This window comes from Bordetella tumulicola (genome assembly GCF_965138755.1).
In the GTDB taxonomy this organism is placed as follows: domain Bacteria; phylum Pseudomonadota; class Gammaproteobacteria; order Burkholderiales; family Burkholderiaceae_B; genus Bordetella_A; species Bordetella_A tumulicola.
In genome coordinates this window covers 19240-40459 of the sequence record NZ_CBCSFP010000005.1, presented here as the reverse complement: position 1 = coordinate 40459, position 21220 = coordinate 19240, and the positions used below count along the sequence as shown (strand labels likewise).

Annotated in this window: 22 protein-coding genes; 4 read left to right on the top strand and 18 right to left on the bottom strand. The window is 61.3% G+C overall.

What is annotated here, in order from left to right:
* Positions 1-64: 64 nt before the first annotated feature.
* The 13 genes from ACNAZS_RS14385 to ACNAZS_RS14325 form a co-directional block, all read right to left on the bottom strand.
* Positions 65-1549: a DegQ family serine endoprotease gene (locus ACNAZS_RS14385; protein WP_415790421.1), complete on the bottom strand. Its 1485-nt coding sequence runs from the start codon at positions 1547-1549 to the stop codon at positions 65-67.
* A 44-nt stretch (positions 1550-1593) separates the two neighbouring features.
* Positions 1594-2649 carry a MucB/RseB C-terminal domain-containing protein gene (locus ACNAZS_RS14380; RefSeq protein WP_415790419.1) on the bottom strand — a complete coding sequence of 352 codons (1056 nt, stop codon included), beginning with the start codon at positions 2647-2649 and terminating at the stop codon, positions 1594-1596.
* Positions 2646-3146, bottom strand: coding sequence for a sigma-E factor negative regulatory protein (locus tag ACNAZS_RS14375; RefSeq protein ID WP_415790417.1), 501 nt, complete (start codon positions 3144-3146; stop codon positions 2646-2648). Before ACNAZS_RS14375 ends, ACNAZS_RS14380 begins: the two co-directional genes overlap by 4 nt.
* Positions 3147-3158: 12 nt before the next feature.
* Complete coding sequence (gene rpoE / locus ACNAZS_RS14370; protein WP_415790415.1) at positions 3159-3758, bottom strand: RNA polymerase sigma factor RpoE; 600 nt, start codon at positions 3756-3758, stop codon at positions 3159-3161.
* Positions 3755-4312 carry a hypothetical protein gene (locus ACNAZS_RS14365; RefSeq protein WP_415790413.1) on the bottom strand — a complete coding sequence of 186 codons (558 nt, stop codon included), beginning with the start codon at positions 4310-4312 and terminating at the stop codon, positions 3755-3757. Before ACNAZS_RS14365 ends, rpoE begins: the two co-directional genes overlap by 4 nt.
* Before the next feature lies 1 nt (position 4313).
* Positions 4314-5543 (bottom strand): beta-ketoacyl-ACP synthase II, encoded by a 1230-nt coding sequence (gene fabF, locus ACNAZS_RS14360; RefSeq protein WP_415790411.1) that lies wholly within the window; start codon positions 5541-5543, stop codon positions 4314-4316.
* Positions 5544-5724: 181 nt separating this feature from the next.
* Positions 5725-5964, bottom strand: coding sequence for an acyl carrier protein (gene acpP, locus ACNAZS_RS14355; protein WP_012248678.1), 240 nt, complete (start codon positions 5962-5964; stop codon positions 5725-5727).
* 127 nt (positions 5965-6091) lie between these two features.
* On the bottom strand, positions 6092-6847 hold the full coding sequence (gene fabG / locus ACNAZS_RS14350; RefSeq protein ID WP_415790408.1) for a 3-oxoacyl-ACP reductase FabG: 756 nt from the start codon (positions 6845-6847) through the stop codon (positions 6092-6094).
* 53 nt (positions 6848-6900) lie between these two features.
* Complete coding sequence (gene fabD, locus ACNAZS_RS14345) at positions 6901-7830, bottom strand: ACP S-malonyltransferase (RefSeq protein WP_415790406.1); 930 nt, start codon at positions 7828-7830, stop codon at positions 6901-6903.
* A gap of 104 nt (positions 7831-7934) precedes the next feature.
* Entirely contained in the window at positions 7935-8921 is a 987-nt protein-coding gene (locus ACNAZS_RS14340) for a beta-ketoacyl-ACP synthase III (protein WP_415790404.1), read from the bottom strand.
* Entirely contained in the window at positions 8921-9985 is a 1065-nt protein-coding gene (gene plsX / locus ACNAZS_RS14335; protein ID WP_415790402.1) for a phosphate acyltransferase PlsX, read from the bottom strand. The genes ACNAZS_RS14340 and plsX overlap by 1 nt, the downstream gene beginning before the upstream one ends.
* A 50-nt stretch (positions 9986-10035) precedes the next feature.
* Positions 10036-10218 (bottom strand): 50S ribosomal protein L32, encoded by a 183-nt coding sequence (rpmF, locus tag ACNAZS_RS14330; protein WP_094820226.1) that lies wholly within the window; start codon positions 10216-10218, stop codon positions 10036-10038.
* A gap of 51 nt (positions 10219-10269) precedes the next feature.
* A complete protein-coding gene (locus tag ACNAZS_RS14325) occupies positions 10270-10887 on the bottom strand; it encodes a YceD family protein (RefSeq protein ID WP_415790399.1) in 618 nt (205 codons plus the stop codon).
* Between the two features lie 179 nt (positions 10888-11066).
* Between ACNAZS_RS14325 and ACNAZS_RS14320 the strand changes: the two genes are divergently transcribed.
* The 3 genes from ACNAZS_RS14320 to ACNAZS_RS14310 are packed head-to-tail and all read left to right on the top strand — an operon-like array spanning position 11067 to position 13236.
* Positions 11067-11693, top strand: coding sequence for a Maf family nucleotide pyrophosphatase (locus tag ACNAZS_RS14320; protein WP_415790397.1), 627 nt, complete (start codon positions 11067-11069; stop codon positions 11691-11693).
* On the top strand, positions 11690-12406 hold the full coding sequence (locus ACNAZS_RS14315; RefSeq protein ID WP_415790395.1) for an SAM-dependent methyltransferase: 717 nt from the start codon (positions 11690-11692) through the stop codon (positions 12404-12406). The genes ACNAZS_RS14320 and ACNAZS_RS14315 overlap by 4 nt, the downstream gene beginning before the upstream one ends.
* Entirely contained in the window at positions 12403-13236 is an 834-nt protein-coding gene (locus ACNAZS_RS14310) for an N-acetylmuramoyl-L-alanine amidase (RefSeq protein ID WP_415790393.1), read from the top strand. Before ACNAZS_RS14315 ends, ACNAZS_RS14310 begins: the two co-directional genes overlap by 4 nt.
* Here the strand turns inward: ACNAZS_RS14310 and msrQ are convergent.
* The 4 genes from msrQ to ACNAZS_RS14290 all read right to left on the bottom strand — a co-directional run bounded on the left by msrQ (position 13211) and on the right by ACNAZS_RS14290 (position 16558).
* Entirely contained in the window at positions 13211-13849 is a 639-nt protein-coding gene (gene msrQ, locus ACNAZS_RS14305; protein ID WP_415790391.1) for a protein-methionine-sulfoxide reductase heme-binding subunit MsrQ, read from the bottom strand. The two genes, ACNAZS_RS14310 and msrQ, sit on opposite strands and share 26 nt — an antisense overlap.
* A 13-nt stretch (positions 13850-13862) precedes the next feature.
* A complete protein-coding gene (msrP, locus tag ACNAZS_RS14300; protein WP_415790389.1) occupies positions 13863-14828 on the bottom strand; it encodes a protein-methionine-sulfoxide reductase catalytic subunit MsrP in 966 nt (321 codons plus the stop codon).
* A gap of 99 nt (positions 14829-14927) precedes the next feature.
* A complete protein-coding gene (locus ACNAZS_RS14295; protein ID WP_415790387.1) occupies positions 14928-15587 on the bottom strand; it encodes an HAD family hydrolase in 660 nt (219 codons plus the stop codon).
* Positions 15588-15589: 2 nt separating this feature from the next.
* Positions 15590-16558 (bottom strand): RluA family pseudouridine synthase, encoded by a 969-nt coding sequence (locus ACNAZS_RS14290; RefSeq protein WP_415790385.1) that lies wholly within the window; start codon positions 16556-16558, stop codon positions 15590-15592.
* A gap of 541 nt (positions 16559-17099) precedes the next feature.
* On the opposite strand from ACNAZS_RS14290, the gene ACNAZS_RS14285 reads away from it, so the two are divergent.
* Complete coding sequence (locus ACNAZS_RS14285) at positions 17100-20384, top strand: Rne/Rng family ribonuclease (RefSeq protein ID WP_415790383.1); 3285 nt, start codon at positions 17100-17102, stop codon at positions 20382-20384.
* Between the two features lie 206 nt (positions 20385-20590).
* Here ACNAZS_RS14285 and ACNAZS_RS14280 read toward each other — a convergent pair whose 3' ends face one another.
* Entirely contained in the window at positions 20591-21145 is a 555-nt protein-coding gene (locus ACNAZS_RS14280) for an acyloxyacyl hydrolase (protein WP_415790914.1), read from the bottom strand.
* Between the last annotated feature and the right edge of the window lie 75 nt (positions 21146-21220).

The following is a 21220-nucleotide window of genomic DNA, read 5'->3' as shown; positions in this document are numbered from 1 at the left end:
AAAAAGAGGGGGCGCCATGCGCCCCCTGCTCGCGGCAACCAGCCATTTTAGCTGGTCTTGCAGCTTATTTGGACGGTTCGACCGCCACCCACTGCGCCTGATCGCCACGACGGACCAACAAACCAGCCGCCTTGCCCTTGGGCAGCTTGCTGACCAGTGTGCCGAATTGGCTTGCATCCGTCACGTCAGTGTTGTTGACTGCCAGCACAATATCGCCCGGCTGCAGGCCGGCTGCCTGGGCAGCTCCGGTCACCGTACGAACTTGCACGCCACCTTTGATCCCCAGCTTGCGCTGCACGTCGGCAGCCACATCCACCACGCCCAACCCCAGTGCATTGTCTGCGTGTTCCGGTTCGGCTTTCGCCTTGGATTCGCTCTCGCTGGACTGGCTGGTGAGCTGGGCAACCTTGACCGACAACGTGACGGTCTTGCCTCGACGCCATACTTCCATGTCCGCACGCGAGCCCGGCTTGGTTTCACCAACGATACGGGGCAGATCAGACCAGCGCTTAATAGTTTCGCCCTTGAACGTGAGGATCACATCTCCCGCCTTGAGACCGGCGTCGTCTGCGGGACCATCGGGCTCGACATTGCTGACCAATGCACCCTCGGCCTTGGGCAAGCCGATGGCGTCCGCCACGTCCTTGCCTACCTCACCGATCTGTACACCAATGCGACCACGGGTGACTTTGCCATCCGCGCGCAACTGATCGGCCACGCGCATGGCTTCGTCAATAGGAATGGCCAGCGAGATGCCCATGAAGCCGCCGCTGCGCGAAACGATCTGCGAGTTGATGCCGACCACCTCGCCCTTGAGGTTGATCAGCGGGCCACCCGAGTTGCCCGGGTTGACGGCGACGTCGGTCTGGATGAAAGGCAGATACTCACCCGTGTCGCGGCTGATTGCGCTGACGATACCCGCGGTGGCGGTCGAGTCCAGCCCGAACGGCGACCCGATGGCCAGCACCCACTGACCTTTTTTGAGCTGCTTGGGATCGCCCACCGTCAGCGGCGTCATATCTTTGGTATCGATCTTGATCAACGCCACATCCGTGCGCTCGTCAGTCCCGATGACCTTGGCCTTGAACTCGCGCCCATCCGTCAGGGTGACATAGATGTCCGCGGCGTCGCTGACGACATGATTGTTCGTCAGAATGTAGCCGTCAGCCGAAATAAAGAAACCCGAGCCAACACCGCGCGGCACCGTACGCTCTTCGGGCGCCTGGCGGGGCGAAGGCTGGGGTTGTTGCGGCATCCCCGGCGCCTGGAAATCCGGGCCGAAGAACCAGCGGAACAATTCGTAGGGATCGGCCCCACCGCCCGGTCCGCTACGTACGGGTACGCTAGCGGTCGTGCGGATATTGACCACCGCCGGATCTGCCTTGGCGATGATGTCGCTGAAATCAGGTAACACTACCGCCGGGTTGGCCGTGGCCGTCGACGTTTGAGCTTGGGCAATAGGCCCATAAGCCCCCGTCAGCATAGCGGCCGACAATAGAACGGGAGCAAAGCGCCGGAAAAAAGGTTTCGACACTGAATGCGATTTCATAAGAGAACTCCGAAAATTCCCCAGGCCTTTTGCAGACCCTGTTGTTATTTAGAAGAAACAGGTACGTATTCGGTAGAGGTCGCCAACTGCTCAAGCGTGACGGCGGGGACTTCGCCCAGCGCGGTCAGCCAGAAATCAGCAATGCGCGTGCTATAGATGTTGATGGCGCCGCGCCGCCCTGACCCACCGGACATCGGCTGATGCTGACTATCATAGGGCTCGATGAATACCGAGATCGCCGCCAAGCCATCAGACAGTACCAACTGATTGACGTTGCTGCGCCCCATGGAACGCGCCACCTGCATTACAGCCACAAAGCCCGCGGGCGCAGGAATGCGCCATCCCTGGGCGGCCAGATCGATGGTATCGATTCGAGGCTGCACGACTTTCCAGTCACGCGTATTCCAGCGCGACTGCAACTCATTGGACTCGACCTTGTCGCCCAGGCGAATCGACGTAAACGAAACCTGCTCGACGACACCGAACTCGCTATCGATGGTCTGGGCCCGAAGCAACAAATTGGTGTCGACATCGGCGCACAGTCGATAGCCATAGCGCTGGCTATCACGCGGATTGATCGCGATAATGCGGCACTGACGGTCGGCCACGCGGTGCAACTTGTCTTGCACGCGGATCTCGTAGTACTGCGCCAACTCGGTGGGATTGCCCAGCAACAGTCCCGGGAACCGATCGCCGCGACGCGGCTCCATCAGCACGGTCTTGCGCTCGGGAATCAGGCACTGGATATCGTCGTTGTGGCGCAGGTATTCGCGCGGCTGACCATCAAGTATCTCGAGGCGCTCGCGCTCACCGGTACCATCAATGACGTGCACCAACCGCGACGACTGGATCGCCTCGCCCTGCTGATACATGAAAACGCCGGCATAGTCCTGCTTACGGGCTGCCTGCTGGATATCGTAGAGCAGTTGCACCGCGCCATCGGACGAGGATGGCTCCGCGGCCTGGGCAGTGTCGTGCATGGCGGACAGCGCGACGAGCAACATCGCGGTCAACGCCCATCCGGCGCTTTGTCCGGGCAGGCGATTCAAGCCTGCACGGGTCAGAACGGGTCGACAGAATTGTTGCAGCTGCGCAATCAACGTCCCGCTCCAGCATCAAATGAGACCTGGCGCACCGCGCCAGGACCCGTCATCTGGCGATGGGCTTCGAGGTAGTCGTGCAGCACCGGCGTTTCGTTGATCGAGGCATCCGCCAAGGTTCGGGTCTCCATAGGCTGGCTGCCACCCCCCATGATATAGGGCTGGGCGACCCATGCCACCGTCGCCACGGCAGCGGCTACCGCCAAGCCGGACAATCCCAGGCGCAATGGCGAACGTCGTCGTTGAGGCGCCACAATGGGCAACTCGGCATCCAGGGCGCGCGACAGCCGGGCATGGAACCCGGCGCTGGGGCTGACGGCCAGATCGGCATTGCGCAGGGCATCGCCTATCAAATGATAGGTATCCCAGGTTCGGCGGCCTTGCTCAGTGGAAAGGTCGGGAAAATCGGCATCGGACGACTCACCGTCCATCCAGGCCGACACAGACTCCTCGAAAGAGATGTCGGTTTCTACCACTGTTTTAGCTGATGACTGCATGACTGCCGCTCCTTACCAACGACGCTCGGCATCGGTGTCCAGCAATGGACGCAACCGGGTGGCGATAGCTTCGCGCGCACGAAATATGCGCGAACGTACCGTACCAATCGGGCAGTCCATGCTTTGGGCGATGTCTTCGTAACTCATACCTTCGATTTCACGGAGCACGATAGCGGTCCGAAGCTCTTCGGGCAAACCTTCGATCACGGCGTTGACCGTTTCGGCGATTTCCCGACTGGCGAGCATGGATTCTGGCGTGCTGATATCAGTTAGGTTGTCTGTTTCGTTAAAAGTTTCACCATCTTCTGTTTCAATGGCATTTGGTGCGCTGGGACGGCGTGCTGCCGAGGCCAGCCAATTACGGGCGGTATTGACCGCGATGCGGTAAAGCCACGTGTAAAAGGCACTTTCGCCACGAAACTGGGGGAGCGCCCGATAGGCCTTGATGAAGGCTTCCTGGGCAACGTCCTCGATCTCGGAGGGGTCACGGATCATGCGCCCCAGCAGGCGCAGAATTTTGCGCTGGTACTTGAGCACCAGCAGGTCAAAGGCCTTTTTGTCGCCTCGCTGTACGCGGGCGACTAATTCGGCGTCGATATCGCGTTCGCTCATGACGCCCCCCCGTGCTCCGGTGCATTCAGACGTTGCGCCGCCCCTGCCAGCAGGCAAAGCCGGCGCCAGCAGTCCGTAGACATGCCGGTCTGCCAAATGGAAATTTTGTAACTGGCAAGCGGTACCTCACCGGCCGCGCGATCCGCCTGCAGGCGCAATTCCAGCCAGCACGGCCCTCGCCGGCTATCGTGCAGCGTCACCGGGCGCCAATAGCCACCCTGGCGGACCTGCCACTGCCGACTGCCTGCGCTGGCTCGAAGGGCGCGCACAGGCAGCGCGCGATGCCCGGCGCCACGCAAAGCCTGATGCTTACGCCGCGACCGTCGCACTGCGATCGCCCCAGCTCCGGCTACGATAGCCAACCCTGACGGCCAGGCCATCCGACCCGCCGCAGTAGCGAAATCAGAGGATGAGGCCCTGACCTGCCACCACACGGCTGTCGCCGTGCAGAGCGCCGCGCTGGCCATGGCCGTACGGCTGAGCAGGGTCAGGTGACGCGGACGGCGCACGGGCACGCAGAGCGTCCGCAGGCCGGTGTCCCGAGGGAAGGCCAAATTAGATCCGGCGAACGGCCATGGAGCCGTTCGTGCCACCAAAACCAAACGAATTGGATAGCGCCACGTCGATCTTCATATCGCGCGCCTGGTTGGCGCAATAGTCCAGATCACATTCGGGATCCTGGTTGAAGATGTTAATCGTGGGTGGCGATTTTTGGTTGTACACCGCCAACGTCGTGAACACGGCTTCGATGCCGCCGGCCGCACCCAGCAGGTGACCTGTCATGGACTTGGTCGAGTTAACGACCAGCTTCCTGGCATGGTCACCGAACGCCAGCTTGAGCGCCTCGGTTTCGTTCTTGTCACCCAATGGGGTCGATGTGCCGTGCGCATTGACGTAATCGATCTCGTCGAGATTGATACCGCCGTTGCGCAATGCGTTGATGACCCCGCGACGCGGACCGTCTTTGTCGGGCGCGGTAATGTGATGCGCGTCCGAGCTCATTCCGTAGCCGGCAAACTCGCCATAGATACGGGCGCCGCGTTTCTTGGCATGCTCGTACTCTTCGAGCACCAGCACGCCGGCGCCCTCGCCCAGCACGAAACCGTCACGATCGATATCCCAGGGACGCGATGCTGTGGCAGGGTCATCGTTGCGCGTGGACAAGGCACGCATGGCAGCAAAACCCCCGATACCCAACGGCGACACGGTGGCCTCCGCGCCCCCTGCCAACATGACGTCGGCATCACCGTATTCGATCAGACGGGCCGCATCGCCGATGGAATGCAGGCCGGTCGTGCATGCCGACACCACCGCATAGCTGGGCCCCTTCATGCCGAATCGAATCGTCAACTGACCCGAGATCAGGTTGATCAGCGAAGCCGGCACAAAAAAGGGTGAAATCCGCCGCGGGCCCTTGGCCAGCAGTTCGGTTTGGGTTTCTTCGATGCGGGGCAAGCCACCGATACCCGAACCTACAATCACGCCGATGCGATCGGCATTGGCCTCTGTCACGTCCAGCCCGCAGTCTTGCCAGGCCTGAATGCCTGCGGCCACGCCGTAATGAATGAAAGTATCCATTTGACGGGCTTCTTTGGCAGGCATGTACTGCGTGACGTCGAAATCTTTGACCTCACCGGCAATATGCGTGGTGATGGCTGACGGATCGAAACGGGTGATGCGGCTGATGCCGGAACGTCCGTTGACGATATTGTCCCAGGCGCTGGAGATGTCGTTGCCCACGGGCGATACGATGCCCAGGCCAGTAATGACGACTCGTCGCTTCACGGAGGACTCCTAAAACAGACAAAAGAAAGGCGGCTTTCGGACGCGCCATGCGAACGGCTCGCTCACCGGTATATCACTATGATATCCGGCAGACGAACCGCACGACACTCCTGAAACCGCCCCGGTCCCCGGGCCCACTCCCGCACGCGGGAGGAAGGCACGGAACAAATACAGGCTGCGCTTACTGCTTACCGTGCGAGTTGATGTAATCAACCGCTTGTTGCACGGTGGTGATCTTTTCGGCCTCTTCGTCGGGAATCTCGGTCTCGAATTCGTCCTCGAGTGCCATGACCAGTTCAACCATGTCGAGCGAATCGGCACCGAGGTCGTCAAGGAAGGAGGACTCGTTCTTGATCTCGGCTTCGTTAACGCCAAGTTGTTCAGCGACGATCTTCTTGACGCGCTGTTCGATGCTTTCCATGCAGATCTCCAATTGGGAAAAATCCCGCGAATTATAGCCAAGCGCGGAGGAAAGCCAACGCCTGACCGTGACAAAAGTGACTGTACGCCTTTCAGCGCACCCCGACCGACCCCTTTTGGGACCGACCTTATTGCATATACATGCCGCCGTTCACGTGCAGCGTAGTCCCGGTAATGTAACCTGCTTGAGGGCCAGATAAAAAGGCCACCGCGTTTGCGATGTCTGCCGGCGCTCCCAAACGGCCCAGCGGAATTTGCTGCAGCAGTGCTGTGGTTTGATTCTCGCCCAAGGCACGGGTCATGTCAGTATCGATGAAACCCGGGGCCACGCAATTAACGGTGATATTACGGCTACCGAGTTCGCGAGCCAGTGCACGCGACATCCCGGCCACACCCGCCTTGGCGGCTGCGTAGTTGGCTTGCCCAGCGTTGCCACTGGCGCCCACGACCGATGTCACATTGATGATACGGCCCCAGCGGGCCTTCATCATGCTACGCAACACCGCGCGGGAAAGCCGGAATACCGACGCCAGGTTGGTATCAATCACGGCCGACCAGTCCTCGTCTTTCATGCGCATGGCCAAATTATCACGCGTAATGCCTGCGTTGTTGACCAAAATGTGCGGGCCGCCCTCGGGCGCCTTGCTCAGGGTATCAATCAGTGCGTCACAGGCCTGTGCGTCCGTGACGTCCAGCACCACGCCGCGTCCGCCTGACGGGGCCAGCGCTTCGCTGATGGCCTGTGCGCCGGATTCGCTGGTGGCCGTGCCAACGACCACCGCGCCGCGCTGCGCAAGCTCTAACGCAATGGCCTTGCCGATGCCGCGCGTCGCGCCGGTCACCAGGGCCACTTTACCTTGCAATTCTGCCAATTGAGTTTCCATATCCATTTCCGTTATGGCGGTCTTTTAGGTGGGTGCCGAAACCGGCCTCAAACCTACCCCAAGGTCGCCATCGCCGCCTCGAGCGAAGCCGGATCGGTGATCGAAAGCCCGATCAACTCGCCATCAATGCGCTTGGTCAAGCCTGTCAGTACCTTGCCGGGACCACATTCAACCACATGCGTCACGCCCTGGGCTTTCATGGCGCGCAACGTTTCGACCCAGCGCACAGGATGCCATGCCTGACGCACCAATGCATCCCGGATGGCTTGAGGCTCGGCGGGCGAGGCCACGTCGACATTATTGACGACGGGGACTTGCGGAGCCGCGATAGCTACCTGGGACAGTGCCCCTGCCAGCACCTCGGCGGCAGGACGCAGCAAGCTGGAATGAAAGGGAGCCGACACGGGCAACGGCAAAGCACGCTTGGCGCCCGCAGCCTTGGCCGCCTCGCAAGCACGCTCGACCGCCGCCTTATGGCCCGCAATGACGACTTGCGAGGGCGCATTGTAATTGACCGCTTCGACGATTTCGCCTTGAGCGGCCTGTGCACACGCGTCACGTACGGCGTCGTCGTCCAGCCCCAGGATGGCCGCCATCCCGCCGGTACCCACCGGCACGGCTGCCTGCATGGCGTCGGCGCGCACACGCACCAGACGTACGGCGTCTTCGAGGGTCAGTGCACCCGCCGCCGTCAAGGCCGCGTATTCGCCCAAGCTGTGACCGGCCATTATGGCGGGCAACGGCCCGCCCGCGGCGCGCCACGCGGCGAACACAGCCACGCCTGCCGTCAGCATGGCTGGCTGGGTATTGGTGGTGAGGTTGAGTTGATCGGCCGGTCCGTACGCGATCAACGCGCTCAGGTCTTGGCCCAGCGCCTGATCCGCACGTGCCAAGGCGTCGGCCACGGCGGCATTGCCGGCCCAGGCATCGAGCATGCCAACAGACTGGGACCCTTGGCCAGGGAAGACAAACGCGATTTTCATGATAAATGCATCAACTGATTTCAGAATTGGGAGGATACCCGACATCGAGCTATCGCAAACCCTGTCGCCGAGCACGGCATAAACAGGGCACAAAGAGTGCGGCGCTACATCCGGGCCAGTACCGAACCCCAGGTAAAACCGCCGCCCACGCCTTGCATCAACACCAGTTGACCAGCCTTGATCCGACCGTCACGACGGGCGACGTCCAGCGCCAACGGTACGCTGGCTGCGGAGGTATTTGCATGCGAATCGACGGTAATCACGACCTTTTCAGTCGGGACGTGCAATTTGCGTGCCAGGAAATTCAAAATACGGACATTGGCCTGATGAGGGACCAGCCAATCGACGTCCGATACCTCGATGCCTGCTTCGGCGCACACATCTCGAGCGGAACGATCCAGCACCGTGACGGCCTGCTTGAACACCGCCTGGCCATCCATGCGCAAGAACGGGTCACCTACGACACTGCCATAAGCCACATTGCCGGCCGCACACAAAATATTGGTCTGCGAGCCATCGGCATGCAACTGCGCCGCCAGGATGCCTGGCTGGTCAGAAGCCTTGAGGACGACGGCGCCCGCTCCATCACCGAACAGGACACATGTGCCGCGATCACTCCAGTCGAGAATCCTGGAGAAAACCTCGGCGCCGATGACCAGCGCGCACCGCGCACGCCCTGCCCGTACAAAGGCGTCGGCCGTACTGAGCGCATAAACGAAGCCGCTACAGACCGCCTGCACATCAAAGGCAGCGCCGCCCTTGGCGCCCAGCTTGGCCTGGACCAGGCAAGCGGTGCTCGGGAACACAAAATCGGGAGTCGAGGTCGCAACGATGATGAGATCAACATCAGCGGCCTGCACGCCGGCATCAGCCAATGCGCGTTTGGCAGCCTCGGTCGCCAACTCACTGGTCGTCGCGCCGCGCTCGGCCAAATGGCGCTGGCGTATGCCTGTACGCTCGACGATCCATTCGTCGGACGTGGAAATATTGCGCGTTGCCAGTTCGGCAGCCAACTCATCGTTGGACACGATACGTTCTGGCAAAAAACTACCCGAGCCAACGATCATGGCATATGTCATTGCGTTACCCATCAAACCGTATTCCCCGATACTTCGGGTGCGCTGGAAGCCGCCTCACCCATCTGGACACGCTGATTGATCAGCGCCACGATCTCGGCAGTGCGTTCCTGGAGTTTACTGATCACAGCCTCGCGTGCGCGTTGCAAAGCGAATCCGTACCCGTAGACATCCGCAGAACCGTGGCTTTTGATCACCACGCCGCGCAATCCCAACAGGGCAGCGCCGTTGTAGCGACGGTTATCGACACGATTACGCAGACGATTCAGGACGGGCTTGGCGATAGCGCCAACCAACAGCGTGACCAGGTTACGCTTGAATTCCTGGCGGATCACGCTGGACAGCATTTTAGCCAGGCCTTCGACGGATTTGAGCACGACATTGCCAACGAAACCGTCGCAGACGACAACGTCGACGGTGCCCTTGAAAATATCGTTGCCTTCGACGTTGCCATAGAAGTTCAGGGGGCTGCTACGCAGCAGCTCCGCGGCCTCTTTGACGACCTCGTTGCCCTTGATGACCTCTTCGCCGATGTTCAGCAGACCCACCGACGGGTTATCGCGGTGGTCGACCGCCTGGGTCAACGCCACGCCCATGATGGCAAACTGAAGCAAATGCTGGGCCGTGCAATCCACGTTGGCGCCAAGATCAAGGACTGTCGTCGCCCTGCCTGTCTGATTGGGAATAGACGTGGCGATAGCTGGACGATCGATGCCATCCAGCGTTTTGAGGACGTAGCGCGAAATCGCCATCCAGGCGCCGGTATTACCCGCTGAAACGCAGGCATCAGCGCGGCCATCTTTGACGGCCTGGGCCGCCAAGCGCATGGACGAGTCTTTCTTGCGACGCAGGGCGACCTCTACGGGGTCGTCCATAGCGACAACCTCGGTAGCAGGGACGATCTCCAGGCGATCAAGCGGGACGTTGCGGTGCTCGGCCAACGCCGCCTCGATAGCGTCAGGCAGCCCGACCAGCAACAACTGGGAATCGGGAAACTGCCGGGCGAACTCGATCGCGGCCGGAATCGTGACGGGCAGACCGAAGTCGCCGCCCATGCAGTCAATAGCGATGCGTATCACAGGTGCAGTTCAGCGGCTGCCTTGAGTGCAAAGTGTGCGTCCGCAGCGACTTATTCGTCGGCCTTGGTCTTGAGAACCTTGCGGCCACGATAAAAGCCGTTGGGGCTGATGTGGTGACGCAAATGGTTTTCGCCAGTGGTGGGCTCGATCGCGGTCGGCGGGTTGACCAGAAAATCGTGCGAGCGGTGCATACCGCGCTTGGAGGGGGACTTCTTGTTTTGTTGAACAGCCATGATGACTCCTAGAGACGGGCCGCATTGTACGCGATGCGACCCGAAGTTGATCTAATCTTTACGCTTTAGTTGTTCGAGCACCGCGAACGGCGACGGACGCTTGGTGGCCAACGCGTGTTGCGCGTCGCCGTCCTCGGCCTGCGCGCCCGGGCATACTGGATGCTTGGGCACAAATGGAATGCTTAAAATAAGCTCGTCTTCGACCTGGGCCAACAGGTCAAAACGATGCGAACCTACGACCTTTTCGGGCAGTAAATCCGCGTCTTCCGGGTCTTGCGTGTCAAAGGACAGATCGTCGTCGAGCTCGTCTTCCGACTTGACCAACTGCAATACTGCCCGGGAATCTACTGCAAAAGCAAACGGGATATTGCAACGCTGACAGATCACAACAGGATGAGCCTGCACATGCAGATGCAAGAGCGGCTGTCCCGACGCGATGGCAGTCCTGGCTACGCCCTTGCCGGTTTCGCCCTGGACCGACCACCTGACCAGCCCGGCCTCGCCCGCGGGCTGTTCGGGCAAGCCCTCGACAACCCGGGACAACCGTACCAGCGGCACCGTGCCCTGAGCCACACCACCCTGCCTGGCGAGCGCAAACGCATCGACCACGGTATCCGCCGACACGGACCTGCGCGACGCCGCCGCCCCTGCCCGTTCTTTGTTGCTCATGCGAACTCCGTACTCTGGTTTGAACTATGCCGACCGAGTGGGCGTGAACCCGGGCGTGAACCCGGGCGTGAACCCCGGTTTAAAACCCCGGGCATAAACCCGACGTAACCCCGTGCCGTGCAAAAATCCCGCAAAACGTTAGATAATACTGTGACTTACGCCCAACCGTCAAACAACGCATGCCCAAATTACCCCCTCGCCTGATCCTGGCCTCGAGCTCCCCCTATCGCCGGGAATTACTGTCGCGACTGCGACTGCCATTTGAGGCGATTTCTCCGGACGTCGACGAAACGCCCCGCCCAGGAGAATCCCCCGCCGAATTGGCCCTGCGCCTGTCTGTCGACAAGGCTATGGCGGTGGCCGCCAATCACGCCGGCTCTATCGTAATTGGTTCTGACCAGGTTGCCACTATCGATGGGAGCCCCATCGGCAAGCCGGGCGACTTTGACCGTGCCCGGGCCCAACTACGAGCCCTCGCGGGCCACACGGTGGAATTCCACAGCGCTCTGGCCGTGACCGACGGCCAGCGTGTCGAAAAAACCGGCGTGATCACGCTCTGCCGCTTTCGCCCGCTTCCCGATGCGATGATCGATGCCTATTTGCGGGCCGAGGAGCCCTACGACACGGCCGGCAGCGCCAAAGCGGAAAGCCTGGGCATCGCGCTGATGGAATCCATCCGCAGCGACGACCCCACGGCCATTATCGGCCTGCCCCTGATCGCGTTGACGCGTATGCTGATGACGTTTGGCCTGGATCCGCTCACCCACGCGGCCAGCCTCCACGCCACCAAGGACACCTCACAATGAGCGGCACCCTGCACCTCATTCCCGTCAGTCTGGGACCTTCCGCCCCCGAGCGCTGGCTGCCCGCGGATGCCCGCGCCCTGGCCGGTACGCTGGATACTTACGTCGCTGAAAACGCCAAGACGGCGCGTGCCTTTCTGAAGCAAATCGGCACAGTCCGCCCGCTGCAAGAGATCACCATCCATACACTAGGGCCCAAGACGGATGTCGGCCAGATCGAGCAATGGCTCAGGCCTATGCGCGACGGACAAGACATTGGCCTGGTTTCCGAGGCCGGGTGCCCGGCGGTGGCCGACCCCGGCGCAACTGTCGTCGCCGTCGCCCATCGGCTGGATATCCCTGTGCGGCCCTGGGTGGGTCCATCATCTATTTTGCTGGGCCTGATGGCGAGCGGCCTGGACGGACAGCGCTTTGCCTTTCATGGTTACGCCCCGGTAGACCCGGCCGAGCGCGCCAAACAATTACGAGCCTGGGAGCAACACTCCGCCCGTCACCACCAGACCCAGCTCTTGATCGAAACGCCCTACCGGAATGCGGCCATGTTTGCTACCCTGCTCTCGGCCCTGCGTGGCGACACGCGACTGTGTGTCGCCCGGTCGCTGACCACCGACCAAGAGTGGGTACGGACCTACAGCATCAGCGACTGGAAAAAAGCACCCGCCCCCGACCTGGACAAGCAGCCCACGCTGTTCCTGTATCTCGCTCAACGCGCATGATTCGATACCTATCCTCCCGGCTATTTGCACGACTGGCCACTCTCGCGGGCCTCGCGCTCACGCTGGGAGGATGTACCGGCACCCAGGCGCCGTCGCCCACAACGCTGCATATCGATGACTCCATCACCGCCGTCAGCCACGACAGCCGGGTACGTTATATCGTGCTGCACTACACCAAGACCGCGGCCCAGGATTCACTCAAGCTGCTGTCACAAGGCCAGGTCAGCACCCACTACCTGATCACCAACGACACGCCTGCTAAGATCTATCGCCTCGTCGACGAAACGCGCAGCGCCTGGCATGCAGGACAAAGCCGCTGGCATCAGCAAGTCTCGCTAAACCCCGTCTCGATCGGTATCGAATTGGTCAACAGCGGCCGCAAAGACCTGCCGGGCGGCAAAACAAGCTGGGAGCCCTACGCTGCCCCTCAGATTCAGACGCTGATATTGTTGCTGCAAGACTTGATCGCGCGACACGGTGTGCGGCCTGAGAATATCGTGGGGCACAGTGATATCGCGCCTCAGCGCAAGACCGATCCCGGACCACTCTTTCCCTGGAAACAACTGGCGCAGGCCGGCATCGGGCGCTGGTATGACGAGACGCTGGTTGCCTCAAACTGGGTCACACTCCAACAAGAGGGCACCCCCGACGTGGCCTGGTTCCAGCAGCAATTGGCGCGTCTGGGCTATGCGGTGCCGCAACACGGCCGACTGGATCGCGACACACAAAATGTGATCGCCGCGTTTCAGATGCACTACAGACCCGCCCGCTACGACGGGCGGCCAGACGCAGAAACCGCCGCCATCATGATGGCGTTGCCGGGGGCCTGAGTGATGGTGTTGCTGGGCGCCTGAGCCGCCACACAAGCCGCCAGCCCAACAACGCCGCCAGAATGGCTCCATAGATCAGCGGCTGCTCGAAATCATTCTTGCCCGCTTTGTGCCACCACAAATGCACGATGGCCAGGATTCCAATCAGATACACCAAGCGATGCAAGGTTTGCCAATGGCGCCCCATCTTGCGCATTGCCCACTTCGTCGACGTCACCGCCAACGCGGTCATACACACAAAAGCGGCAAAACCGACGGTAATAAAAGGCCGCTCCCCGATGTCCTGCACCATGGAGGCCAGATCCAGGCCGCGATCCCACCAGAACCAGGCGGTGAAATGCAAAGCCCCGTAAAAAAACGCGAACAGCCCGCACGGGCGACGCAAGCGCACCAATGCGGGCTGCTTCAATAACCGCCGTACGGGCGTAATCGACAGCGTTACCAGCAAACACACCAATGCCCACGTACCCGACGATCGCGTCAAGAACTCCAGTGGATTGGCCGTCAGACCATCGTTAAACCCCAACCAGAACCAACGCGCAAACGGCAATAAACCCGCAATGAACAATATTGGTTTGAATCGCCCTACCGCCACCGCCGACCATTGCGACATACGTGCGGCAACCTCAGTAATTGGCCTTCAAGTCCATCCCCTGGTACAGCGAGGCGACCTGATCGGCATAACCATTGAAAATGACGGTCTTACGCTTGGGCGCGAAGAAACCGCCTTCGCCAATACGACGCTCGCTCGCCTGGCTCCAGCGCGGATGCGGGACATCGGGATTCACGTTGGCATAAAACCCGTACTCGTTAGAAGCGGCCTGCATCCAGGAACTGGTCGGCTGGCGCTCTACCAGGCGAATGCGTACCAACGATTTAGCCGATTTGAAGCCATATTTCCAGGGGACTGCCAGACGTAGCGGTGCGCCGTTCTGGTTGGGCAAGACCTTGCCATACAAACCGAACACCAGCAGCGACAACGGATGCATCGCCTCATCCATCCGCAACCCTTCGACATAAGGCCAATCCAGCACCGGGTAACGCAGGCCGGGCATGTTTTCCCGTTGTTCGACAGTAGTGAATTCGACGTACTTGGCATTGCCCGTGGGCTCCACCTGCTTTAACAAAGCCGACAACGAATACCCCACCCACGGGATCACCATCGACCATCCCTCGACACAACGCAGCCGATAGACGCGCTCCTCAAGCGGGGCGAGCTTGAGCAAGGTGTCAATATCAAAGGTCTTCGGATGCTGAACCTCGCCCTCGACCGAGACGGTCCAGGGGCGCGTCTGCAACTTGCCGGCATTTTCCGCCGGCTGGTCTTTATCGACCCCAAACTCGTAGTAGTTGTTGTAGGACGTGATGTCTTTTAGCTCGGTCGGCTTGTCCATCACCGAATACTCGCGGCTGGGCTGACCCGGTAGCTCGTCCGCGCCTTGGGCAAACGCGCGACGCGACGCCCAGGCAGGCAACCCGGCTGCCGCCGCGACCATCGAGGCACGCGCCATCCATTCGCGGCGAGACTGCCAGACCGCCTCGGGGGTGATTTCAGACGACAGCGGCTCGGGGCCGGACTTGCGTATCAGCATGACGAAGCTCTCCTGGTGCCGTACCGTTACGCACGGTGTGGCGCACGACGGGCAAATTGCAGCAAATGAACTACGACAGAATACGCCCAGGACTTAAATTCAACCACTCACGCGCGATAACAACCACTCGCGCAAGGCGACCACATCGTCGACCAAAGCCTGGGGCGTACATGCCTGCAATTCCTGTGGGCTATGAGCACCATAGGTGACACCTAACCCATGTACGCCAGCATTGGCCGCCATATTAAGGTCGTGCGATGTATCACCCACCATGATCACGCGTTCAGGTTCGACATCCAACTCGCGCATGAGTTCATTCAACATGGCCGGATGCGGTTTGCTGAATGTTTCGTCGGCCGTGCGCGTGGCGTCAAAGACGTCGCGCAGCCCTGTCGCGGCCAACACCCGGTTCAATCCGACGCGACTCTTGCCGGTGGCCACCGCCAAGCGGATTTGCTGACCTGCCAGATCCGCCAGCAACGGCTCAATCCCCTCGAACAACCGCAGATCCGGGTCCCGCAGCAAATAATGCGTCCGGTAGCGCTCCAGGAAACGCGGCACCATAGCCTGGGTCAGATCGGGCACCGCCCGGCGCAACGCGCTTTCCAGCGACAGGCCGATCACCCAGCTCGCCTCCGATGTGGATGGCACCGGTAGATCCATATCACGACAAGCCGCCTGAATGGCAGCCACGATGCCATTCGTGGAATCCATCAGGGTTCCGTCCCAATCGAACACCACCAGCGAATACGACGACATATTTATTGAGACTCCAACTGCTGTAGTAGCTTCTGGCAGGCTGGCGGCAGGGGTGCGACCAGCTTCAGGGTTTCGCCGGTCAGGGGATGCGGCAGGGTCAACTGGTGAGCGTGCAAAAACATGCGGTTGAACCCGCGGCGCACGAACTCGGCCCGTGTCTCATCCGTCCCGTATTTATCATCCCCAATGATCGGGAACCCGCTCGCCGCCAGATGAACACGAATCTGGTGCGTCCTGCCGCTGCGCAACTCGGCGTCAACCAAACTGTAACGCCCCAAGCGCTGCTGCAGTGTGACGATGGTGTGAGCCGGTTGCCCGTCCGGATCGGGACGCACGCGCCGCTCGCCGGATTGTGTCGTCCATTTGGTCAACGCCAGCCGAATATGCTGCCGGTCGTTGACCCAATCACCCTCGACCAGCGCGAAATAATGCTTGTCACCCTTGCCTTCGCGCAGCATGGCATGCAGGGCCAGGAGCGCATTGCGCTTCTTGGCGATCATCAGCAAGCCCGACGTGTCGCGATCCAGGCGATGGACCAGCTCCAGAAAGCGCGCGTCCGGACGCGCGGCGCGCAGCTGCTCGATCACACCGAACGACACTCCGCTGCCGCCATGCACCGCGACCCCCGCAGGCTTGTCAATGACCAGTAACGCCTCGTCCTCGTACACCACGGGGAACTCGATCCCGGGCACGGGCTTGGGTTGACCGGGATCTGGCAGCCGCAGGGGCGGCACGCGCACGATATCCCCCGTCGCGACACGGTAGTCGGCCTGAATGCGTCCCTTGTTTACTCGCACCTCGCCGCCGCGAATGGCCTTGTAAATATGGCTCTTGGGTACCCCCTTGCACAGGCGGACCAGAAAGTTATCGATGCGCTGGCCCTCGTGCTCGGCGTCGACCTCTACGAGGCGGACGGTGGGCGGGGTTTTGGCAAAAGCGGGGGTTTCTTTGCGCATTACGGAAAGCGACATATAATCGGGACAGCCTTGAGGGGCTGAACATCGGGGGCTGAACAACGGGGCTGAACAAGCCGCCCGACGTAGAGATGCAGGTACGCGTCTCCGTCGAGCGTGTGGGCCGTCATTGTACCGCCGCCTGCCGGTTCAGTTCCGGGGTCTCTCGGTCGCCGGCGCAACCGCGCTCTGCCGGATGGTGGTGTGGCACTTTTTGCCCGCTGTCCTGGCTGAGTCGTTGCCTGCCGCAAGTGGCTCTGAAGCACTGCAAGAATATCGCGTAATTTTAAAGCACCAGGTGCGTGCAGACTGATCGTTCGCCGCACCTGTGTTCACAGCAACCCTTTCCGTCAACCACACTTAGTGATACTGACTCTCCTGCTGACAGAACCCCGTGCCTACTGGCACGATGTGCCCGCCTAAACGGCGGCGGCACCGCCTGGGCGCAGCCCGGCCGCCGTTTAACGTTTGATTTTCTAGCGCTGCTACAGTCCACAGCCCGAGTGACCCGGGGTCACGCGCCGATATCGGCGCGTCATGACAACGGAGAACACCACTCATGAAGCGCATGCTGTTCAATGCAACGCACCAGGAAGAACTGCGCGTTGCCATCGTCGATGGGCAAAAACTCATCGACCTCGACATCGAAACCGCCGGCCGCGAACAGCGCAAAGGCAACATTTACAAAGGCGTCATCACCCGCATCGAACCCGGGCTGGAGGCCTGCTTTGTCAACTACGGCGAAGACCGCCATGGCTTCCTGCCCTTCAAGGAAGTCGCCCGCAGCTTCTTCAAAGAAGGCGTCGACGTACGCAGCGCCCGTATCCAGGACGCCCTGCGCGAAGGCCAGGAACTGATCGTTCAGGTCGAGAAAGAAGAACGGGGCAACAAGGGCGCCGCCCTGACCACGTTCATTTCGCTGGCCGGCCGCTATCTGGTCCTGATGCCCAACAACCCGCGTGGCGGCGGCGTCTCTCGCCGCGTCGAAGGCGAGGATCGCCAGGAACTGCGCGACACCATGGAGCAACTGCACGTGCCGCAAGGCATGAGCATCATTGCCCGCACCGCTGGCATCGGCCGCAACGTCGAAGAGCTCCAGTGGGACATGTCCTACCTGATGCAGCTCTGGACGGCCATCGACTCGGCCGCCCGCGACAACGCCGCGCCCATTCTGATTTACCTGGAATCCAGCCTGGTTATCCGGGCGATCCGTGACTACTTCTCGCCCGAAATCGGTGAGATCCTGATCGACACCGACGAAATCGCCGATCAAGCCACCGCGTTCATGAGCGTGGTGATGCCGGACAATGTACAGCGCGTCAAACGCTACCGCGACGATATCCCGCTGTTTTCGCGCTTCCAGATCGAACACCAGATCGAAACCGCCTATTCCCGTACGGTGCAGTTGCCGTCGGGCGGCTCCGTGGTCATTGACCACACCGAGGCCCTGGTGGCGGTAGACGTCAACTCGGCTCGCTCGACTCGCGGCGCGGACATCGAAGAAACCGCCCTGCGCACCAACGTCGAAGCCGCCGACGAAGTCGCCCGCCAGTTGCGCTTGCGCGACCTGGGTGGCCTGATCGTCATCGACTTTATCGACATGGAGGACAACAAAAACCAGCGCGCCGTCGAACAGCGCCTGCGTGATGCCCTGCATTTCGACCGTGCCCGCGTACAAATGGGCAAAATCTCCCGTTTTGGCCTGATGGAGCTATCTCGCCAGCGCCTGCGCCCTGCCCTGAACGAAGGTTCGCACATCACCTGCCCGCGCTGCACCGGCACCGGCGTGATCCGCGACGCCGAGTCCAGTGCGCTGCAAGTCCTGCGCCTGCTCCAGGAAGAAGCCATGAAGGAAAACACCGCGGCGCTCCACGCTCAGGTGCCGGTGGACGTGGCGACCTTCCTGCTCAATGAAAAGCGCGCCGACATCACCAAGATGGAAGCCCGCCTCAAGGTCAACATGGTGCTGATCCCCAACAAGCACCTGGAAACCCCCCACCACCACATCGAACGCCTGCGGCACGATGATCCGCGCCTCGAAGAAGTCAAAACCAGCTTCGACCTTGCTGAGGCACCCTCTACCGACATGGCCTGGACGCCGACCGACCAAGAGGTCAAGACGCGCCCCGAAGCCCTGGTCAAGGGCATTACTCCCTCGCAACCGGCCCCCGTGTCGGCCGCGCCCGCTGCGGCCCCGGTATCGTCCGGCTTCAGCTTGGGTAACCTGTTCAAGCGCCTGGTTGGCTGGCTGAGTGGCAGCACCCCCCCTGCCGCGCCGGTCGAAACCAAAGAAGAACCCAAGCGCAACGGTGCCTCTCGCGGCAAACGCGGCCACGACGGCCAGGAGCGTCGCGGTGACCGCCACGGCTCCGATCGCAATCGTCAGCGCCGTAACGATGCACGTCCGACCTCAGACAACGGGGATGGAGCCGAAGGCGCGGCCCGCCATCACGTCCGTGGCAACCGTCGCCAAGAGGACCGCAATGATCGCCCGGCACGTACCGAACGCGACAATGCGCGCGATCTTGACACGTCGGGTGCCGAGCGCGCTCAGACGGCCGAGGCCGCCGCAGACGACGCCCCGCGCGGTAATCGCAACCGCCGTGGCCGAGGCCGCAACCGTCGCGATGACAGCCACTCGCAAGACAATACGTTCGTCAACGAGCAGGACAACGCCGTGGCAAGCGCCGCAGCCGTAATCGGGCTTCCCGCGGTATCCCAGGCAGCCGCCACGTCCCAGTCCGCTGACGGAGCCAACATCGAAGCAACCGCCGACGACACCCAACGCAACGACTTGCCCGGTAGCGACGACAACGCCGAGGGAACAGGCGATCCGGAGCGCAAGCGTCGCCGTCGTCGCAGCCGTCGCGGCCGCCGCAGCCAGGACGAACAAACCCTGCAAGGCGCCGACGAGCAGTCGGGCGATCAAGCCGATGCCACCGCGGAGGCCTCCCCGGAAGCTCAGGCCGAACCCGTCGTGACACCGATCTTACCCGTTGCCTCGCAGGCTGACGTGCCTGCCGTCGTCCCCCAAGCGCAGGACACACACGTGGACACCGTGGCACAACCGCAGGCCGCCACGGCAGGCATTGTTGCCGCAGCCGCCAGCGCCGCTTCGCTAACCCAAACGGCAGATACGGACGCCGAAACGACTCCCCGCCCGACGGAAACCCCGGCGAGCACCGAGTCCGCATCGACGCCGGCCTCAGCAACGCCTGTCGCACCTGCCGAGTCCACCGTTACCGAACCTGCCAGCACCGAGTCGATCAACGCCGAATCTGCCGGCACGGAATCTACGGACACAGCGCCCGCCCAGGCCGAACCCGTGACGCCCGCTGCTACCGCGGTAGAACAGGCCGCGCCGTCGACCGTCGCTGCCATCACGCCCGCCGCGGTGGAAACGGCATCGACGCAGCCAGTGAGCACGGCAGCCGAAACGGTAACGCCGCCAACAGCCGAAGGCGCTGCGCCGACTGAGACGGCCCCGGAAACCGCCTCAGCGACGCCTGCCACCCCGGCCCCCAGCGCCGAGCCGGCTGTTCCGGCACAGGCTGCGCCTTCGGCGGTCTCTCAAGCACCCGTGACCAACCCCGTGCCGGCCGCTGAACCCGCAACCGCTACGCAGCCCATCGTCATGCCGGCCGCCGCCCCTACGGCCCAAGCCTTGCATGACGTGGTCGGCGCCGCGGGCCTGAAGTGGGTGGAAACCGACCCAGAGCGTCTTGCGCAAACGCAGCAACGCATCGCTGCCGACCGTGCGCCGGTACGTCTGGGCCGCGAACGCAAGACCGTTGCTCCCGTGTCAAACGCACCTTTGGTGCAAGTCGAAACGCAACATTCCTAAGCGTTTCGCTTAAAGCAGTCCCTACAAACGCCGGCAGCATTTGCCGGCGTTTGTTTTTGGGCTCAATCGCCGTCATGGCCATTGCCAATCTGGCCATGGCGCCCGGCAACATTGATCGCACCCAAAATAAAACCCCGGCCAAGGGCCGGGGCGAGATGCTCACTTTTGCATAGACCTGGGTGGCGACTAGTCCGTCCCCTGCAAGCTCAGAACTGATATGTGTACGTCAACTGCAGCACGTCAAGGCCCGGATTCGGGCGCTTGATGCTGGCATTGGAAAAATGCGAGTAACGCAGACCCAGGCGGTTGTTCGGCGTAATCATGAAGCCCAAACCCAAGTGATCGCCAAACTGGAAAGCCGTGCTGATCTGCTCGTCGGCAAAGGTCGTGTGCGTAAATGCCGTCGCGCCGATACCGGCCTCGACGTAAAAACGATCGTTCATCCACCAGCGGAACATCGGGATCGCATTAAATTGCCAGACGTGGCTGGGAGAACGTGAACCGTCGGCCATCCAATAGGCCGCGCCAAATTCACCATTCAGCTCAATATGGCCCCAATTACCACCAAACCGAAACAACTCAATGCCTGGGGTTTCGTATACCAACTCAAGGCGTTGATAGTGATCGCCGACGCCATAGTGCAGGCCAACGCCACCTTGACTCGTTTGAGGTTGAGTTTGGGCCTGAGCCGAAAAAGCCAGCCCAGTAAACGACAAAGCAGCTAAAACTGCCCGGATGTTTTTATTATGAAAACTCAGCATGAAAACTCCTGTATTCCGTGTACTGCCAAAGTTATCAGAAATTAATCGATATCTGCAGGCGTTGTATAAGCTAGG

Excerpts from the sequence above, each read along its gene's own strand:
- ACNAZS_RS14385 (WP_415790421.1), bottom strand. The coding sequence starts at position 1,549 with ATGAAATCGCATTCAGTGTCGAAACCTTTTTTCCGGCGCTTTGCTCCC.
- ACNAZS_RS14375 (WP_415790417.1), bottom strand. The coding sequence starts at position 3,146 with ATGCAGTCATCAGCTAAAACAGTGGTAGAAACCGACATCTCTTTCGAG.
- rpoE (WP_415790415.1), bottom strand. The coding sequence starts at position 3,758 with ATGAGCGAACGCGATATCGACGCCGAATTAGTCGCCCGCGTACAGCGA.
- acpP (WP_012248678.1), bottom strand. The coding sequence starts at position 5,964 with ATGGAAAGCATCGAACAGCGCGTCAAGAAGATCGTCGCTGAACAACTT.
- fabG (WP_415790408.1), bottom strand. The coding sequence starts at position 6,847 with ATGGAAACTCAATTGGCAGAATTGCAAGGTAAAGTGGCCCTGGTGACC.
- fabD (WP_415790406.1), bottom strand. The coding sequence starts at position 7,830 with ATGAAAATCGCGTTTGTCTTCCCTGGCCAAGGGTCCCAGTCTGTTGGC.
- ACNAZS_RS14340 (WP_415790404.1), bottom strand. The coding sequence starts at position 8,921 with ATGGGTAACGCAATGACATATGCCATGATCGTTGGCTCGGGTAGTTTT.
- rpmF (WP_094820226.1), bottom strand. The coding sequence starts at position 10,218 with ATGGCTGTTCAACAAAACAAGAAGTCCCCCTCCAAGCGCGGTATGCAC.
- ACNAZS_RS14325 (WP_415790399.1), bottom strand. The coding sequence starts at position 10,887 with ATGAGCAACAAAGAACGGGCAGGGGCGGCGGCGTCGCGCAGGTCCGTG.
- ACNAZS_RS14320 (WP_415790397.1), top strand. The coding sequence starts at position 11,067 with ATGCCCAAATTACCCCCTCGCCTGATCCTGGCCTCGAGCTCCCCCTAT.
- ACNAZS_RS14315 (WP_415790395.1), top strand. The coding sequence starts at position 11,690 with ATGAGCGGCACCCTGCACCTCATTCCCGTCAGTCTGGGACCTTCCGCC.
- ACNAZS_RS14310 (WP_415790393.1), top strand. The coding sequence starts at position 12,403 with ATGATTCGATACCTATCCTCCCGGCTATTTGCACGACTGGCCACTCTC.
- msrQ (WP_415790391.1), bottom strand. The coding sequence starts at position 13,849 with ATGTCGCAATGGTCGGCGGTGGCGGTAGGGCGATTCAAACCAATATTG.
- msrP (WP_415790389.1), bottom strand. The coding sequence starts at position 14,828 with ATGCTGATACGCAAGTCCGGCCCCGAGCCGCTGTCGTCTGAAATCACC.
- ACNAZS_RS14295 (WP_415790387.1), bottom strand. The coding sequence starts at position 15,587 with ATGTCGTCGTATTCGCTGGTGGTGTTCGATTGGGACGGAACCCTGATG.
- ACNAZS_RS14290 (WP_415790385.1), bottom strand. The coding sequence starts at position 16,558 with ATGTCGCTTTCCGTAATGCGCAAAGAAACCCCCGCTTTTGCCAAAACC.
- ACNAZS_RS14285 (WP_415790383.1), top strand. The coding sequence starts at position 17,100 with ATGAAGCGCATGCTGTTCAATGCAACGCACCAGGAAGAACTGCGCGTT.
- ACNAZS_RS14280 (WP_415790914.1), bottom strand. The coding sequence starts at position 21,145 with ATGCTGAGTTTTCATAATAAAAACATCCGGGCAGTTTTAGCTGCTTTG.